This window comes from Chryseobacterium sp. ON_d1, assembly GCF_006829085.1.
Taxonomy (GTDB): Bacteria; Bacteroidota; Bacteroidia; order Flavobacteriales; family Weeksellaceae; genus Chryseobacterium.
Genome location: NZ_BJTC01000004.1, coordinates 192,944 through 208,266 on the forward strand (window position 1 = coordinate 192,944; position 15,323 = coordinate 208,266).

Below are 15,323 nucleotides of genomic sequence, written 5' to 3' on the forward strand. Positions count from 1 at the left end.
TCCTAAGTTATGTTTTTATAAATTATTATTGATGGCATCATCTGATTTATCCACACCAAAGCTTATAAATGCACCTATAAATACAAAAGTATTGACTGGTGGAACAGTGGCAGAACTTCTGGATCCGTCTGCAGAGAAATTATATCCATATACATTCTTTGATCCTAAAATATTGGTAATACTCAATACAAATACAGGAAAAGCCTTCGCATCTTTTTTACCGATGTTGGGAAGATAATTGAGACTGAAATTCAAGGCATTATAATCTTTCAATCTGCCTTCTGTTCTGGTATAATTAACCTCTTTGCCATTCTCAAATGCAGAAGCAATATCATAATAAGGGCGTCCCTTTGCATAAGTGTATGACAAGTTTACCCCAAGTTTCCATTCTGGAATAAATCTTTTGGCTACTGCCGAAAGTGTATGTTCTGCCGCAAAGCTTGGCTGCAGGCTCACAGGATAATTAAGGAAGTCTCTTTTTGAATCCAGGTACGAGTAACTGATCCAGTAATCAATATTTTTAAATGTTTTTTTATTGTCTCTCCAGAAGAACTCCAATCCTTTTGCATATCCATATCCATTATTGTTTAAAGCAGTCTGGATCTGCTGGTTCTGTTCTTTATCAGGGGTAACATTAAATGTTTTGATCAGCTGGTCATACTTCTTATAAAATGCCTCGAAACGTAATGTTCTGCCTTCTGAAGCCCTCTGAATCTGAAAAATATAATGCTGCGATTTCTGAAATCCAAGATCTGCAGGAGCATTGATGTATTTACTTTCAGGATTCTGATAAAAGATTCCATAGGCTAGAGAAGTGGTCCAGTCTTTTGCCAGACGATAAGCAATAGCAAAACGAGGAGCAATATTATTCTTTCCTAAAAACGAAGAATGTTCTGCCCTTACCCCTACTTTCGCTGATAAGGCATTACTGAAACCCAGATCTGTTTCTACAAAAGCTGATGAGATCAAATCTTTGTAATGTTTTTCTACAGATTCAAAATTCAGATTTTCATCGGTATTATTCAGTTCAAAGCCTCCTCTTACCGCACTGATTCTATTGATTTTCCTTTCAAGAACAGCTTTGAAATTAAGATAATTTCCATCTGTGAGAAGCTGGCTCCTGTTGGCTTCCATATTATTTGTTTCAGTAGAGAAATGAAGGTCAGATCTGTTATAAGAATAAGAACCTCCAACATTCAACAGGTATTTCCCGAATTTCTGTCTGAAAGAAAGATTATGATAGGTATTTTTCCCATTAAGCTTTACCAGGCTGAAGTCATATCCGGGCTCAAGACTTTCTGACCTTACTCCCATTTTGTTTGAGTTGTACATGCCATAATATTTGAAAAACCCTCCTGATTTTGTTTTAAATCTGAAATTCAGATCTCCGTTCAGTCCTTGGGGAGCCTCAAAAAAATCTGTATTAAAATTGAAGACTTTCTGCATCAGGCTTAAAAGAGAATAGCCGGCAGTAGCCCCGTATGAATAAGTTTTATCATCTGATAATTTCTGAAATCCAGCATTCAGGAAAATAGGTGAAATCCCGAAATTATAGGACGTCTCATCCGGAAGATCTACACTTTCCAACATCAATGCTCCTGAAAGCGCCTGACCGTACAATGCAGAATAACCACCACTTGAAAAAATATTTCCTTTAAAAAGAGAGGTATTGAACTGGTCTCTTCCCGCAATTCCTGGAACAGAATTGGAAAAGTAGTTGTTAATAAGACTTCCATCCATAAAAATTTTCGACTCAGTACCTGTTCCGCCCCTTACAAACAGTCCTTCAGTTCCTCCCACCTTCTGTACTCCCGGAAGATAAGTCAGCGCTGAAGAAATCTGTCCGTCTGCCCCTGCTGTTGTATAAATATCAATCGGGCTGAGCAGTGCGGTCGCTCTTTTTTTGTCACTTGCTTCAATAGAACCCGCGGAAACTACCACAGCATCAATTTCACTGATCTGTTCTTTAAGGTCAACATTCAAAGAAATATCCTGGTTTTCAATAGCAACTGTTTTTTCTACATTTTCATATTTCGGGTGGGTAAAAGTTATGATATGCGTGCCTTTTTCTGATGTTTCAAATGTAAAGTTACCCTGAGCATCGGTGGTAGTTCCGTCATATGTATCTTTCAGAGTCACATTAACCTCGGCCATCCCCTTGTTTTTAAAAGATACTTTCCCCGAGATTTTAATCTGAGAATATCCCATTGCAGAAATGATCAGTAAAATCAGAACCAAAATGTTTTGTCCTTGTGTTTTCATTTTTATTGTTTTCTGGGATCAAAAATAGCGTCAGAAAACCATCCTTGAAAAAAATTGTTACCGAAAGGCATTCTTTTCCTTCCGAATGGTAATTAATAAACCGGAATACAAAAATCCACAATCATTTTTCCTTCCGGATGTTCTTTAAAGTTAGTATAATAAATCTCATAAGGAAAGGTCCTCCTGAACTTGTAATTATGCTCATTCATCCATAAAAACAAAGAGACCCAGCATTTCTCAAAATCGTCGAGGGTAACTTCGCCACTTCCTACAATATATTTTCCGGCTTCTAACGTTTCAGCAAATACCTCACCTTCCTGCGTATTAAGCTGTTTATCCAAAAGCATACAGGCATGTATTCTGACCTTGTCCAGAGGTGTTATCCTGCAGCTGTCATGATATACAGAGATCATTTTCACCTTATCTTTTGGAAAAAGCCCCTTCTTTGTTGCCCAATCTATTAATACATTGAAAGAAGATTCTACGTTGGCAATTCCAAGGCTCATTACGGATGCCAGATTCATTTCCGGCATTTTTTTTACTTCGATTTTTAAATTCATTTTCGTCCAGTTTAACAGGTTTTCGATGCTGCAAATGTATTGGCTGAAAATGGTATTAACTTGTCCGTTCTTGCTCTGTTGCTGCAAAATTCTGTGAAATTTTTCCGGAGCCGATCTGCGGAACTCCGTAGGTGCCAGACCATAATGCTTTTTAAATGTTTTACAGAAAACAGAGTGGCTGGAGAATCCGAGATCCCAATAGATATCTTTGATGTCCATATTTTTATGCAAAGCCAGATGAAGAGCACTCTTTTCTATTTTCTTCCTGATAATATAGTTCTGAAGGGTTTCTCCTGTCACCAGCTTAAATATCCTATGGAAATGAAACGGAGAATAAGCACTTACCTCTGAAACTTTCTCCAGAGATAAATCTGCATCAAAATGACGATCAATATATTGTATTGTTTTTACAATCCTTTTTTTATATTCTTCCAATTCAAGGGTATGAGTTAACAAAGATATTTTCTCTGGACGGAATTTATTTGTTCAATATTGCTATGATCAGAAAGTCTTTTCATTTTTATATCCAATCATCCTTTTCAAAAGATTTAATAAAAGGCACCGCTGATTTAATTTTCTGATCTGAAGAGGCCATATAGCCCTGATAATCCTCGTGAATAAAAATCTTTTTGGTAAAGAATTTTTTATCTTCAATATAACATTCGTCATTGATCACCTCAAAAGAATCCAGTGGAAGCATCATACCTGCACCATGAGCTTTTATGACAGCCTCTTTTCTCGTCCAGTAAGTAAAAAAAGCTTTCATCTTATCTTCAGATCCCCGGATTTCCAATAGCTCCCCTTCTGTCATCTGAAAGGTAAAATCCTGATAATGCACCTTAGGATCATTAAATTCTACATCTATTCCCAAAGGATATTCTGCAATAGCACACGTCACGAGGTCTTTAGAATGCGATATATTAAAATGAAGGGAATTCCCTTTCAGATAAGGTTTTTTATTGGAGAGAATACCTGTTTCTGCATCATGGATATTATAATAGGTCCTTAATCCATACCGCAGCAAAACTTTCCCAAGTAAAGAAAGCTGTGCATCCTGCCATCTCCTGTATTTTAGAATATCCCTTTTGGTGTCATCAGGAAATACGTTGAGATATCTGTCTAAAAGAGGCTGGTGTTTTTCTTCACTGATAAAAGTATATAGGATAATCATTTTTCTAATTTTCTTTTGATGACAGAGCAATTACTTTTCACGTTAAAAATAAGCTTTTTTCCTGCCTTTTTAATTAAGTTATAAACCTTCGGGATATTCTTTATAATATAACAATTAAAACTGCCATAAACGGTGGTTTCTCAAAAAAAGACCGGAATCATAAAGTGCTTTGGAAAATCTTTTTTAATTTTATAGATAAAATCACTTTAAATCATTTAAAAATGAAAGTACAAACATTAGCATTATTGGCAGGGTGTGCGTTTTTAGCAGCTTCATGCGGAACAACAAAAACGTACTCTGTAAATGCCAAAAGCGGAACACAGACAGGAGGAACAGCAAAGTTTACTCAAAACGGAAATGAAGTAACCATGAAACTGGATATTACCAACCTTACCCCCGGGATTCATGCGGTACATATTCATGAAAAAGGAGACTGTTCTGCTGCGGATGGGACATCTACCGGCGGACACTGGAATCCTTCCAAGAATGATCACGGTAAATGGGGTGCTGAGCATTTTCATATGGGAGATATAGGAAATCTGGTTGCTGACCAGAGTGGTACCGCAACATTGACTTTCAAGACAGACAAATGGTGCCTGGGATGTACAGATGAGTCTAAGAACATTATCGGAAAAGGCCTTATTGTACATGCTGCAGCAGATGATTTTCACACTCAGCCTACCGGAAATGCAGGAGGAAGAGTGGGATGTGTAGAAATCAAGTAACCCTATTACTCAATAAAAAAACCGCTGATATTTTGATCAGCGGTTTTTTTGTATTTATGATTTAGTACCCATATCTGCTACAATATTCATTGCTTCCTGCAGGTAAAGATCTTTTTTCAGATTTTTGATCCACATTTCAGATTTTTTCTTGAAAGCTTCGTCTTTTTTCTCTCTTTCGATTTCACTTGGATACATGATAAACTGAAGTCCATTCTCGAATTTAGTTAAAGCTTTAAACTTTTCGATCTGAGATTTTCTGTTTTTCATCAGCTCATTGAACTTCGTTATATTCAGGGTAATTGTTTCTTCTTTATCCAGCTTCTCTCTCCACTGAGCAGACTCCAATAACAATTGGTAGTTGTTGTTTTTAGCCATTCTGTCCGCACTTGCTTTCTCCAGTGCCTGAATATTGAAGTAATTCAGCTTCTGGAATTTTGTAGGAGAAATCTTATCCCATGCCAATGCATAATCATCATATCTCTCTCCTACCTCTGCATACGTAAAGAAGTCCTTCATCTGAATATCAGAAACAATTCCTTTTCTCTGGGTAGATTCTCCGGTGATTCTATAGAATTTCTGGATAGTAAGCTTTAAAGATCCGAAATCATCTTCTGTGTTCAGGAATCTGTTCAGATCTACAAAGGTCTGAACGGTTCCTTTTCCGAAAGACTGCGGAGATCCGATAATCATTGCTCTTCCATAGTCCTGCATCACTCCTGCAAGGATTTCTGAAGCGGAAGCTGAAAGCTCATTCTGCATGATTACCAATGGACCTGTCCAGATAGGCGTTTCATTTTTATTCTTAAGCGTCTGTATTTTTCCGTTTCCGTCTTTTACCTGAACATAAGGTCCGGCTTCCATGAAAAGCCCCATAATATCTCCTACTTCAGTTAAAGATCCTCCTCCGTTATTTCTGAGATCAAGAATAATCCCTTCAACATTCTGAGCTTTAAGCTTAACAATCTCATTTTTAATATCATCAGAAGCATTTCTTCCTTTGGCATTTTCAAAATCTGCATTAAAACTTGGAAGATTGATGAAGCCATATTTCTTACCGTTTGGAGCATTTACAACAATACTTCTTGCAAAAGTATCCTCAATGGCTACTTCCTCACGGATCATTGTTACATCCTTGATCGTCCCGTCTTTCTTCTGAACAGTCAATGTTACTGGAGTTCCTTTTTCCCCTCTGATCAATCTTACCGCTTCGTCAGAAAGCATTCCTACAACATTTACCGCATCTTCTTTCGGTTTGGATTTTACTTTCAGGATCTTGTCCCCTTCTGAAAGCTGCTTAGACTTCCAAGCTGGTGCACCGATGGTAAGGGCTCCAAGATAAAGGTTTCCTTTTTTCTCCTGAATAAGCGCACCGATCCCGATTACTTTTCCGGTAAACTGAGTATCAAAATCCTCTTTATCTTTTGGAGAATAATAATTGGTGTGCGGATCAAATACTTCTGTATAGGCATTCATATAAACCGTAAACCAATCCATCTTTTTTCTCTTTTTGAATCTGGTAAAGGTATCTTTTACAAGATCTTTTACTTCATCAGTTGCTTTTTTGATCTTTTCGTCCTGGGTAAGAACTTTCAGTTTGATCGTATCTTTAAGTTTATACTTCTGAACAGAATCTTTCTTTTCTTTCTGCGCTTCTTCTTTACTGTTCATCGACTCAACTTCCTGAAGAATATTGTATTTGATGAATTTTTTCCACTCATTATACTGCTCCTGTTTGTTGGCAGGTACTTTTTTAAGCTTTGGCTCAAGAGTAAGGGTTTCATCTTCCTGAAGATTGATCGGCTTACTGAAAATATCCTGAGTGATTTTATCAATTTCATCCACTCTCTGGTATAATCTGTCAATCGTAAGTTTATAGAATGTGAGATCACCCTGTCCGATATAATCATCAAGCTTTGTTTCATGCTTGCTGAACTCATCCATATCAGATTGGAGGAAATATCTTTTGGCTGGATCTACCAATTCGAAATAATGCTTATAAACGTCTTTCGAATAGGCATCATTGATCGTCTTCGGGCTATAATGCAGATAAGAAAGTGTGTTTTTTACGCTCACCATAATCGTCTGCATCTTTTCATCGTCATTCTTTGGCGAGTTGAAACAAAACATTAGACTGGTTAATGGAATAAGAAGTAAAAATTTATTCAGTTTGAAATTTTTCCACATAAACTGTCTTTATTTATTAATTTTTTTAAAATAAGTATAATAATTAGTAGCAGTAAGTTTAGTACTGTTACAAATGATCAAATTTAAGACCTTATTTACAAATACCGAACAATTTTACTTATTTTTATTGAAAGTAATGTGCAAATAATAAAGAGATTGTCAGTGAGCTCCTATTATCAGGCAGTTTATCCTTCAACGAAGCGAACATCTTCTTTTTTATTGAATCTTTCTAAGTATATTTTTCATTAAAAGTAAAAAAAACACATACCACAAAAATCAATTTCCAGTCATAAAGGCACAAAATATGATAGTATTCTTATATACAAATTCAAAATATTAAGTTATGAAAAGTTTACTATGGTTAGTGGCAGTTATCTGCATCGTCGTTTGGCTTTTAGGAATGTTAGGAATAGTTCCGGGTATGAGTACTGGCTATTTAATTCATGTCTTACTGGTTATTGCCATTGTTGTTATTCTTTATAACATCATTTCCGGCAGAAAACCGCTTGATTAATTCTTTTTTAAAGCACTCAACAACAAATCCCAGACTTTGCAGGTGTTTTTCCAGCAGAATTATACAGATTCCTCGTGAAAAGACACCTGTAAAGTCATAAAAACACCAATAGATGAACATGGCTATTTAAGAATTCAAATATTCAACCCCATGTTAATTTTGCTTCACTTATATTCCGTATTTCTGAGCTCACCAATCTCCTTTCTCTCGGTTTCCATCTGCTTTTATGGTAAAATATGGCAGTCTTCATTCTGAAAACTTAGCAATTAATAAAAAATCAGCTGTTTTATCGCTTCTTATTTTTACCTACATTTGATGTGTTGAAATCTATTTGTTCTGTTCTCAAATGAGCAAATTCACTCTGTTTAAATAAAAAATTAAATATAATTTATGGAAAGACCGCTTATTCTGGTTACTAATGATGATGGAATTACAGCTCCTGGTATCAGAAATCTAGTAAGTTTTATGAACGAAATCGGAGAAGTTGTTGTTGTCGCACCAAACTCTCCTCAAAGTGGAAAAGGCCACGCCATTACCATTAATTCTACCCTAAGCTACGAAGAAGTTACCCTTGACGGTCCGCAAACAGATTTTTCCTGCAGTGGAACGCCCGTAGACTGTGTCAAAATGGCTCTTGACAAAATTCTTAAAAGAAGACCGGATATTGTAGTCTCAGGAATCAATCACGGCGCCAATTCTTCCATTAATGTGATCTATTCGGGTACTATGTCTGCTGCTGTAGAAGCCGGTGTAGAAGGTATTCCTGCTATTGGTTTCTCATTGCTGGATTTCAGCTGGGAAGCTGATTTTACCCAGGCGAAGGAATTTATTCAGAATATTGTAAGAAAAACTTTGGAAAACCCGATGCCGAAAGGAATCGTTCTGAATGTAAACATTCCTAAACTTCCTGCTGAAGAAATAAAAGGAGTAAAAGTATGTAAACAGGCTCATGCAAAATGGGAAGAAAGCTTTGATGAGAGAATAAATCCACATGGTAAAAAATATTACTGGCTGACAGGGTATTTCAATAATATGGATGATTCTGAAGATGCTGATGAAACGGCATTGGCTAACGGATATATTTCCATTGTTCCTGTGAAATTCGACCTTACAGCATATGAATATATGAAAACGCTGGAAGAAGTAATGACTTTTGAAAATGTAAAAGAGACAAAATAAGAGCCTGTAAAAATAATAAAAGCGTGAAATCAGATTTCACGCTTTATTTTTGATATTGTTTAAAATAACACTTTATCTTCTTTCCTGAGCTCTTCCAGATAAGCCTTTTTTTCATCTCTGTAAAAAAGATTCATTGTTTCAAAAGGTATGAGCTTCAGGTCTTTATTGACAATATGCACACAGGATTTTTTCACTGCCCTTACATCAAAATCATGTGCATCCATAAAGTTCATAATTATTATTCTGAAAAGGTTATCATAGTCAAGATCCGGAGCGCATACTTCCGGAAGACAGCAGAGTAATTGATTAACTTTAGGTTTTACCTTATCTACAGAGATTCCGGTACTGAAAATATCCAGCAGCTGCATGTGAAGTCCTTTATCCTGCTCGTAAACGATGGTATTTCTAGATTCATTATTCAGAAGATCGGCAGGGTTAATGTATCTCGTTAAAGGAATAATTTCTTCCTGAAGTTTTAAAATATATCCCATCGCCAAAGCATCCGGATTACATGGAACAGGAATAATATCATCGGCGTTCAGAAGTGGAAATTGGTTCAGAATCTCCTGTCTTACTTCTGTTAATGTAATTTTTTCATGTGCCGAATCATCTCTGTTTCTTCCGGCAATTTCTACCGGTTGAAAAGTGATTCCTCTTACGCATTTCTGCTTCAGGGCAAATTCAATGATTTTCCCGATCTCATCAATATTTTTCCCTTTCTGAAGGACAATTACCAGCGTCGTAGAAAGGTTAAGCTCATTAAGTTTTTCCAGCGCTTTCATTCTGACCGCGGTAAGATCCTTCCCTCTGAAATCTTCCAGGACTTCCGGTTTAAAAGAATCAAACTGAAGGTATATTTCAAATTCAGGGGCATAAGCCGCCAGTCTTTCAGCAAAACCGGGATCATTGGCTATTCTTATCCCATTGGTATTCAGCATCAGATGCTTTATGGGTTTTGATTTGGCAATATCCATGATCTTAAAGAATTCCGGGTGGATTGTCGGTTCTCCCCCACTGATCTGTACAACATCCGGCTCTCCTTCATTTCTGACAATAGTGTCAAGCATGGCTTCAATTTCTTCAAGACTTCTATGGCTGCCATAATGTGGCGATGACATGGCATAACAGGTAGGACAGGTAAGGTTACACCTGTCGGTAACTTCCACGATTGAAAGACAGCTGTGCTGTTCATGATCTACACATAGTCCGCAATCATAAGGACATCCATATTCCACATCAGTCCCAAAGTGAAGGGGCATTTCCGAAGCTTTGTTATAGTTTCTTATATTTTTATAGTAGAGTACGTCTGAAGCGATTTTGGTTTTAAAAAAACCATGATCAGGACATCTCTTGGTCATAAAAACAGCTTCATCCTCTATGATAATCTTTGCTCCTACCCTTTTCAGGCACTCCGGGCAAAGACTGATGGTATAATCGTAATAAGTATAGTTTCTTACTGGCATAGTTATTATTTAAAATGCTTATCCACAGATATATCCGCTTATTAAGCCACAGACCAATAAACAAATAACAAAAGTCTGTATAAACTGCTTTTTGCTGAATTTCCTGTTGTCACTACTTTCATAAATCAGTTTTACAATAAATGTAACAATAACAGACAAGAATGCAGCGCCTACAATCATTACACCAATGATTATGATGACCAGACCGGTCATATCTCCAACCTCCAAAAGTGTTAATAAATTCATCTTGAATATTTTAAAGTGGTTTGAGTATTTTTAATAGTATAAATGTAGTAAATAATTACACAAATACATACAAGTTGAATCGTTCCCAGATTTCCTGCAATTTCAACCCTTGGTTTAATAAAGTCTAATAAGAATCTGAATGTAAAATAGCTCAGCATAAAGATCTGAAATAGAAAACCTGAGGTATATTTCTTCTGTTTCTGAATATATTTAAGAACACCCCAAAGGCTAATAAGGAAAACTATTTCGTACAGGGCAACAGGATGTCTCAGGTATTCATCCCCCAAATGCATTCCAAAAACAGAATCTGTAGGAATACCGTAAGTTTCCTCATAAACTCCCGTAAGAAAGCAGCCAATCCTCCCAATTATCATCGCCAACATTAAGGGAAAAACCACCAGGTCGCCTGTGCTTTCTTTATGACTGACTATTTTTTTTGCCAATTCAACCCCTAATAATCCAAAGGCCAGGCCTCCTACAATTGTATTGCTGGACCAAAGCTTCTGAAAACTGAAATTATCAAATATTGTATAAGGATTTTCCAGATTTCCTATAAATTTTGAGCCCAGTAATGCCCCTGCGGTTGCTCCAATCAAAACTGCAGCAGAAGTATTGAATGACAATTTCTCAGAAGATTTTCTTTTGAGGTAAAAATAATATCTCATCCCCAGAAACATTCCGGCAGCCTCAAAAAGCGGATGCGCAAGAATTGTTTTACCGAAAATATGAAAAGCTACGGGAAAATCCATAGCATCAAAAATAATCCATTTCAGATAATTTACTACCTTTATTCTGACAAATAATTACAAAATGCGTATAGAATATGACATAAAACTGGGGTTCAAGGATGTAATGTTCCGCCCTAAGCGTTCCACTTTGAAATCCCGTTCAGAAGTTAATCTCCAGAGAGAATTTACCTTTAAGCATACCAAGAAAAAATGGACGGGTATTCCTGTAATCGCTGCCAATATGGATACAGTAGGGACTTTTGAAATGGCAGTAGAGCTGGCCAAAGAAAAAATTATTACAGCAGTTCACAAACATTATACCCCCGAAGAATGGAGCCAGTTTCTCAACAGCCAGCCTGAAAGTATTCACCAGTATATTGCTTTAAGTACGGGAACGGGAAAAGCAGATGAGGAAAAAATAAGACAGATTCTCGAAAAGCATCCTAAAATCGAATTTCTCTGCATAGATGTAGCCAATGGATACTCTGAACATTTTGTTGAATTTGTGAAGAAAGCAAGGGCTAATTTTCCTGATAAAATTATTATAGCCGGAAATGTCGTTACCGGAGAAATGGTGGAAGAACTTCTGCTGGTAGGTGCAGATATTATTAAAGTAGGTATTGGCCCAGGGTCAGTATGTACTACCAGAGTAAAGACAGGCGTGGGATATCCGCAGCTTTCGGCTATTATTGAATGTTCTGATGCTGCTCACGGACTGGGCGGCCATATCATCGCAGATGGCGGATGTAAAGTACCTGGTGATGTAGCAAAAGCCTTCGGTGGTGGTGCAGATTTTGTGATGCTGGGCGGAATGTTTGCCGGGCATGATGAAAGCGGTGGAGAAATGATTGAAGAAAATGGCAAAAAATACCGTCTTTTCTATGGGATGAGTTCTAAAACAGCCATGGATAAACATTCCGGAGGTGTGGCAGAATACCGTGCTTCTGAAGGAAAAACAGTGAAAGTGGCGTATAAAGGCCCAGTTTCAGAAACGGTAAAGGATATTTTAGGGGGTGTCCGATCTACTTGTACCTATGTAGGAGCTTCAAAGCTTAAAGAACTCTCTAAAAGAACCACTTTTATCAGGGTTCAGGAGCAGGAAAATCAGATTTTCAGTGAGCACTGATTCTAAAAAGAATAAAAAAACTGGCTGCACTATTTGTGCAGCCAGTTGTATTTTAAGTTAACATCCCACCGTCAACGTTTAACGTCTGCCCGGTAATGTATGCTGACATTTCGCTTCCTAAGAATACACATGCATTGGCAATATCCACAGGCTGTCCTCCTCTCTTCATAGGAATTTCTTCTCTCCATCCCTGAACTGTTTTTTCATCCAGAACGGCAGTCATTTCTGTTTCAATAAATCCTGGTGCAATCGCATTACATCTGATATTTCTTGATCCTAACTCCAGCGCCACAGATTTTGTAAATCCGATTACTCCTGCTTTAGAGGCTGCATAGTTGGCTTGCCCGGCATTTCCTTTCACTCCAACTACAGAAGTCATATTGATGATAGATCCTGATCTTGCCTTCATCATCGGCTTGATCACCGCTTTGGTAAGGTTAAAAACCGAATCTAAATTTACTTTGATTACTTTATCCCAATCTTCTTTGGACATTCTCAACAGCAGGTTATCTTTTGTAATTCCTGCGTTATTTACCAAAATATCAATCTGCCCGAACTCTGCCATCACTTCCTCCACCAATTGCTGAGCAGCATCATAATCTGATGCATCAGACTGATATCCCTTAATTTGGGTTACAGAACTTAAAGCTGCTTCTAATTCTTTTGCTTTGTCTACAGAACCGGCGTAAGTAAATGCTACCTTTGCTCCCTGCTGGGCAAACATTTCAGCGATACCTTTCCCGATTCCTCTTGTAGCTCCGGTAATTAGTGCTACTTTTCCTTCTAATATTTTCATATCTATTGACAATTATTTTCTTTTATAACTCATTCAGCTACTGATAGCTGACTTTCATAACTTCTCCAATTCCTTTCCGGAATTAAACGGTCTGCAAAGATATTATAAATTGTTATTCAACCCATTTAAATTGTCAAAATACTGATTTTTTTTAATGCTTAATCTGATTTTTCACTAAAGCGGCACAGAATTATTTTTAAATCTGGAGAAATAAATAAAGTCCGTTTTTTTATTTTTATCAAGCTTCAGTACTTCTTTCTGCCAAAAATATTTATCATAAATAATTTCCTTCAGGGGCTCATTCTGAAAATTGGAAACACCGAATTTTCCTCCTCTTTTAACCACGATTTCGTTTTCAGCATTCCCGAACGTTATAATATCTTCGTAAACAAAGGGTACAATTTCTGTTCCTTTCCCATCCAGAATACCATAAAAATTATCTGTATTTCTGCACACCAGAGGTTTTGAGTACTGATTAAGAGGATTAAAGTATTCAAAATCCTCATTCTTTATCCCGCTGATATTTTTTAACTCTGTCGACGACTGGTCCGTCACTGAAAATATATAATATTTACCTTCCTTTCCAATGATAAGGTTATCAGGATAGAAACCAAAAATCTGAACTCCATCACCTACAATATTCTTAAGATCCTTATCAAGAAATTTCTCTTCACTTCCTTTTTTAAGGAATATAAAATCTTTCCCGGAAATGGTGAAACTTCGGATAAAATCATATTCCTGAGGATAAATAATATTCCCTTCCAGGTCTATAATCCCGGATTTCTTTACCTTATCATTATAGACACTGAAATATTTATCCAATAAAGGATTTACATATTTAAAAGTCTGGGCGTACAGCTTTCTGCTTTTCTTACTGAAAACTGTAGTTTTTCCGTTTTTTGTAAGATAGATATACTCCTTTTTACCAAAATATTCCGGAGTAATATCGTTATAGATTTCTTCAGCAATCGTATTTTCATCTGTATCAATCAAGCCATATTTTCCTGTAGCTTTATTTTGAGTAATCAGATAAGGATAGGCATTAATATCTACCACTTGCTTTGAAAACTTGTGCAGAGTCTGGCCATTATTTCCAATGATTTCTTTTTCATTGTCTTCATTGATAATCAGCGCTCTACCCTGTTCAAAGCTATAATCTTCCTTAAATTCACGATTACTGAGCTGCTTTCCTTTAAGGTCATACAGAAACCATTTTTTATCTTTTAAAACAAAAAGTCTGTTCTTTCCTGAAAAACGGATCTTTTCTGAATATGGAATAATTTCCTTTCCGTTAAAATCATATACAGCCTCAGCATTCTGTTTTGATGAGATTATACAATCTTTACTCCACCATGGTGTATTAAATTCCTGATCATTTAAAGGGATAATTTCATTTCCTTTTTCGTCAATAACTGCTGATTTTTTACCATTTCCTTCCTCAGAATAAAGAATAAACCGGTTTTTGAAAACATGCAGAATACCTCCTTTGCCTGAAGACTGAAATGTAATCATTCCTAAAGAATCTACAATGCCCTGTTTCTTATCACCAGTATCATAAAATGTTCCATAACCTTCGGAATAAGAACTGATCTCTTTACCTGTTTTTTTCGAAAGGATAACCTTCATGTATTGATTAGTCTGTGCTGTACAGACTACAGAACATAATACAAAAACTAAATTTTTCAAGGAAAATTAAATAGAATTATTGACAATAAGAACAATCTCTCCTTTTAAAGTTTTACTTTTGGAAAATTCAATTAATTCATTGATTGTTCCCCGTTTGGTTTCTTCAAATTTCTTGGAAATCTCACGGCTTAAGCTTACTTTGGTTTCTTCCCCAAAGAACTCCCTGATCTGCTCCAGCGTTGTATTGATCTTATGAGGACTTTCGTAAAGCACGATCGTCTTTTTTTCTTCAGCAAGCTGCTTCAGTTTGGTTTGTCTTCCTTTTTTCTGCGGCAGAAATCCTGCGAACAGGAATTCATTATTAGGAAGCCCTGAAACCACAAGTGCCGGAATAAGCGCTGTTGCTCCGGGAAGGCAGATCATATCAATATTGCTGTCTGCACCCGCTTTTGCCAGCAAATAACCGGGATCTGAAATACCAGGTGTTCCCGCATCGGTAATAATAGCGATGTTCTGGCCGTTTTTAAGGTCTGTAATCACTTTCTCCGTTGCCTGGTGCTCATTGTGTAAATGATAGGACTTTAAAGGCTTGGAGATCTCAAAATGTTTTAAAAGTACACCGGAAGTTCTGGTGTCTTCACATAAAATATAATCTACTTCTTTCAGAATATTTACTGCCCTGAAAGTCATATCTTCAAGGTTCCCGACGGGTGTGGGAACAAAATATAGGATTCCGCTCAAAA

14 protein-coding genes are annotated in these 15,323 nt (G+C 36.7%); 4 read left to right on the forward strand and 10 right to left on the reverse strand.

Annotation, left to right across the window (positions count from 1 at the left end; genetic code table 11):
• Positions 1–15 precede the first annotated feature (15 nt).
• The 3 genes from CRS_RS08160 to CRS_RS08170 form a co-directional block, all read right to left on the reverse strand.
• Positions 16–2,262, reverse strand: coding sequence for a TonB-dependent receptor (locus tag CRS_RS08160; protein WP_142723563.1), 2,247 nt, complete (start codon positions 2,260–2,262; stop codon positions 16–18).
• 92 nt (positions 2,263–2,354) lie between these two features.
• A complete protein-coding gene (locus CRS_RS08165) occupies positions 2,355–3,278 on the reverse strand; it encodes a GyrI-like domain-containing protein (RefSeq protein WP_142723564.1) in 924 nt (307 codons plus the stop codon).
• A gap of 64 nt (positions 3,279–3,342) precedes the next feature.
• A complete protein-coding gene (locus tag CRS_RS08170; protein ID WP_142723565.1) occupies positions 3,343–3,993 on the reverse strand; it encodes a 4'-phosphopantetheinyl transferase superfamily protein in 651 nt (216 codons plus the stop codon).
• Between the two features lie 221 nt (positions 3,994–4,214).
• Between CRS_RS08170 and CRS_RS08175 the strand changes: the two genes are divergently transcribed.
• The gene (locus CRS_RS08175; protein WP_142723566.1) at positions 4,215–4,718 is read left to right on the forward strand and encodes a superoxide dismutase family protein; all 504 of its coding nucleotides are present in this window, start codon (positions 4,215–4,217) and stop codon (positions 4,716–4,718) included.
• A 54-nt stretch (positions 4,719–4,772) separates the two neighbouring features.
• Here CRS_RS08175 and CRS_RS08180 read toward each other — a convergent pair whose 3' ends face one another.
• A complete protein-coding gene (locus tag CRS_RS08180; protein WP_142723567.1) occupies positions 4,773–6,902 on the reverse strand; it encodes a carboxy terminal-processing peptidase in 2,130 nt (709 codons plus the stop codon).
• 343 nt (positions 6,903–7,245) lie between these two features.
• On the opposite strand from CRS_RS08180, the gene CRS_RS08185 reads away from it, so the two are divergent.
• Positions 7,246–7,416, forward strand: coding sequence for a lmo0937 family membrane protein (locus tag CRS_RS08185; protein WP_041461998.1), 171 nt, complete (start codon positions 7,246–7,248; stop codon positions 7,414–7,416).
• Between the two features lie 390 nt (positions 7,417–7,806).
• The gene (surE, locus tag CRS_RS08190) at positions 7,807–8,595 is read left to right on the forward strand and encodes a 5'/3'-nucleotidase SurE (protein WP_142723568.1); all 789 of its coding nucleotides are present in this window, start codon (positions 7,807–7,809) and stop codon (positions 8,593–8,595) included.
• Positions 8,596–8,654: 59 nt separating this feature from the next.
• Here surE and CRS_RS08195 read toward each other — a convergent pair whose 3' ends face one another.
• Genes CRS_RS08195 through CRS_RS08205 form a run of 3 tightly spaced genes read right to left on the reverse strand, consistent with a single transcriptional unit; the run spans position 8,655 to position 11,053 of the window.
• Positions 8,655–10,058, reverse strand: a complete 1,404-nt coding sequence (locus tag CRS_RS08195; RefSeq protein ID WP_142723569.1) for a radical SAM protein — start codon at positions 10,056–10,058, stop codon at positions 8,655–8,657.
• 18 nt (positions 10,059–10,076) lie between these two features.
• On the reverse strand, positions 10,077–10,304 hold the full coding sequence (locus tag CRS_RS08200; protein ID WP_142723570.1) for a hypothetical protein: 228 nt from the start codon (positions 10,302–10,304) through the stop codon (positions 10,077–10,079).
• Positions 10,301–11,053: a prolipoprotein diacylglyceryl transferase gene (locus tag CRS_RS08205; RefSeq protein WP_142723571.1), complete on the reverse strand. Its 753-nt coding sequence runs from the start codon at positions 11,051–11,053 to the stop codon at positions 10,301–10,303. Before CRS_RS08205 ends, CRS_RS08200 begins: the two co-directional genes overlap by 4 nt.
• A gap of 61 nt (positions 11,054–11,114) precedes the next feature.
• Here CRS_RS08205 and CRS_RS08210 point away from each other — a divergent pair, with 61 nt between their 5' ends.
• Positions 11,115–12,158, forward strand: a complete 1,044-nt coding sequence (locus CRS_RS08210; RefSeq protein ID WP_142723572.1) for a GMP reductase — start codon at positions 11,115–11,117, stop codon at positions 12,156–12,158.
• A 52-nt stretch (positions 12,159–12,210) separates the two neighbouring features.
• Here CRS_RS08210 and fabG read toward each other — a convergent pair whose 3' ends face one another.
• From fabG to rsmI, 3 genes are all read right to left on the reverse strand, one after another.
• Positions 12,211–12,954 (reverse strand): 3-oxoacyl-[acyl-carrier-protein] reductase, encoded by a 744-nt coding sequence (fabG, locus tag CRS_RS08215; protein ID WP_142723573.1) that lies wholly within the window; start codon positions 12,952–12,954, stop codon positions 12,211–12,213.
• Between the two features lie 174 nt (positions 12,955–13,128).
• Positions 13,129–14,640: a WG repeat-containing protein gene (locus CRS_RS08220; RefSeq protein WP_142723574.1), complete on the reverse strand. Its 1,512-nt coding sequence runs from the start codon at positions 14,638–14,640 to the stop codon at positions 13,129–13,131.
• A 6-nt stretch (positions 14,641–14,646) separates the two neighbouring features.
• On the reverse strand, positions 14,647–15,321 hold the full coding sequence (gene rsmI, locus CRS_RS08225; RefSeq protein WP_142723575.1) for a 16S rRNA (cytidine(1402)-2'-O)-methyltransferase: 675 nt from the start codon (positions 15,319–15,321) through the stop codon (positions 14,647–14,649).
• Positions 15,322–15,323 lie beyond the last annotated feature (2 nt).

Excerpts from the sequence above, each read along its gene's own strand:
- fabG (WP_142723573.1), bottom strand. The coding sequence starts at position 12,954 with ATGAAAATATTAGAAGGAAAAGTAGCACTAATTACCGGAGCTACAAGA.
- CRS_RS08205 (WP_142723571.1), bottom strand. The coding sequence starts at position 11,053 with ATGGATTTTCCCGTAGCTTTTCATATTTTCGGTAAAACAATTCTTGCG.
- CRS_RS08200 (WP_142723570.1), bottom strand. The coding sequence starts at position 10,304 with ATGAATTTATTAACACTTTTGGAGGTTGGAGATATGACCGGTCTGGTC.
- surE (WP_142723568.1), top strand. The coding sequence starts at position 7,807 with ATGGAAAGACCGCTTATTCTGGTTACTAATGATGATGGAATTACAGCT.
- CRS_RS08180 (WP_142723567.1), bottom strand. The coding sequence starts at position 6,902 with ATGTGGAAAAATTTCAAACTGAATAAATTTTTACTTCTTATTCCATTA.
- CRS_RS08170 (WP_142723565.1), bottom strand. The coding sequence starts at position 3,993 with ATGATTATCCTATATACTTTTATCAGTGAAGAAAAACACCAGCCTCTT.
- CRS_RS08175 (WP_142723566.1), top strand. The coding sequence starts at position 4,215 with ATGAAAGTACAAACATTAGCATTATTGGCAGGGTGTGCGTTTTTAGCA.
- CRS_RS08195 (WP_142723569.1), bottom strand. The coding sequence starts at position 10,058 with ATGCCAGTAAGAAACTATACTTATTACGATTATACCATCAGTCTTTGC.
- CRS_RS08185 (WP_041461998.1), top strand. The coding sequence starts at position 7,246 with ATGAAAAGTTTACTATGGTTAGTGGCAGTTATCTGCATCGTCGTTTGG.
- CRS_RS08210 (WP_142723572.1), top strand. The coding sequence starts at position 11,115 with ATGCGTATAGAATATGACATAAAACTGGGGTTCAAGGATGTAATGTTC.
- CRS_RS08160 (WP_142723563.1), bottom strand. The coding sequence starts at position 2,262 with ATGAAAACACAAGGACAAAACATTTTGGTTCTGATTTTACTGATCATT.